A 1,813-nucleotide genomic window follows, 5' to 3' on the forward strand; every position below is an offset into this window, starting at 1 on the left:
GAGAGTGGGACAATAGTCCTTTCTCAAAAATAGAAATGAGTCCAATTTTGATGTGTTTTGTCAAAATTGGACTCGTTTTTGTTTTTATTCGCACATTTCTCTCCATGTACTTCCCTAATTTTCTCAGATTTAATGCCATAAGTGCCAAACCCACATCAATCGTCGCTCCTTGTTTTCCTCGTAAGTGAAAACGATGGAACGCTAAGTGAGCCTTTAGATGACCAAACACTGGTTCGACATCGACTTTTCGCCGACGATAAATCGAACCGGTTTTTTCCTCCAAAAGCTTCTTTTTGCATTCTGCTTTGAAATAGCGCCAAGAATTATTTACTAGAAGTTGCCGCTTTTGTGTGCCTTTCGAACGGGTACATTGACTCCGGACTGGACAAGCTCGACAATCTTCGCATTCATACACTTTGAAATCTCGGACAAAGCCTCCTTTATCTTTTCTCCGACTATAGCCTTTGAACGGGACAGGTCGCTTTGCTGGGCAAATATACTCATCTTGTTCTTGCAGATAGCGCCAATTTTCTACGTTGAACGGATTCTCCTTGTTCTTCTTTTTGCTTTCTTTGTAATACGTACTGTAGGTGATCAAGGGTGTTTTATGTAGAACATCATGGATATACATATAATTTTGTTCGCTCCCATAACCTGCATCAGCTACAATATATTCTGGTAGCTCTTTATGTTGTTCTAAAAAACTATCTAAAAATGGCGCTAAGGTTTTAGTGTCCGTTGGATTTGGGAATAAGTCATAGGCTAAGATATACTGGTTTTCTGTCGCAATTTGTAGATTATATCCTGGTTTTAGCTGTCCATTACGCATATAATCGTCTTTCATTCGCATAAAGGTGGCGTCCGTATCTGTTTTAGAAAAGCTGTTTCGTTCTTGGAAGAGACGACGATATCGTTCATATTTTTGTTTTCTTGGTAGGTAATCCGCTTGTACTTGTCGAAGGTATTTTTTATAGACTCGTCTTTTTCTCTTTAACTGACTTTGCTTTTTTGGGGATTGTTCCTGGGCTAATTGTGTATTTGTTTCATGGAGTTCAGCTTCTAGATGATGAGCGACTTCTTCTAGTTGGTCGCTCGACAATCCATCGGATTGCCCTTCTTCTTTTAAACAAGGAAGGATCTCTTCTTGATAGAGCGCTTGGTAGAATGCTTCAGATTTTTCATCTAAAGCACGTTCGTATCGAGTAGCTGCTTTTCGCCAAACAAAGCTAAACTTATTGGCGTCCGCTTCAATTTTCGTGCCATCAATAAAAATCGCTTCGTTATCGATGACTTGATTCGTAATCAACTGACGACGAAATAGAACAAAGGCTTCAGCTAACAACTGAGCGGTTGTCTCATGATTTCGAAATCGGTTGATCGTGCGGTAGCTAACTTGTTCGTGATTGGCTAACCAACGCATCCGATAGCTATCGTCTAAAAGGAATTCAATCTTTCGACCAGAAAAAACACGTTGGGTATAGGCATAAAGAAGAATCTTTAACATCATTTTTGGATGATAGGCAGGACGCCCAAGTTGGTGTTCTAATTCATCGAAGAGGTGTGGAGGGATTGCTTCCACTAAAGAATTGACGGCAAACGCAACATCAGTTTCAGGAATAAACTGTTCCATATCTAGTGGTAAAGTGGTTTGATTAATGGTATAATTTTTGAACATAAGGCACACTCCTTTTTGATTGGGTTTAGTCACTTTAATCATACAAGGTTGTGTGCTTTTTTGTGTTCCTTAAATTCAAAAATATGCAAAAAAAGTGGGACGATAATCAGCTTTTCTTCTGATTATTGTCCCACTCTC

The 1,813-nt window shown here is 39.3% G+C and carries 1 protein-coding gene; it reads right to left on the reverse strand.

Features of this window, described 5'->3' with window-relative positions:
* On the reverse strand, positions 1-1,675 hold a 1,675-nt coding region (locus I2F89_RS15365), incomplete at its 3' end, for an IS1182 family transposase (protein ID WP_229078158.1).
* Between the last annotated feature and the right edge of the window lie 138 nt (positions 1,676-1,813).

The organism is Enterococcus sp. 1001283B150225_161107_E12 (assembly GCF_015556925.1).
Classification (GTDB): Bacteria; Bacillota; Bacilli; order Lactobacillales; family Enterococcaceae; genus Enterococcus_B; species Enterococcus_B mundtii.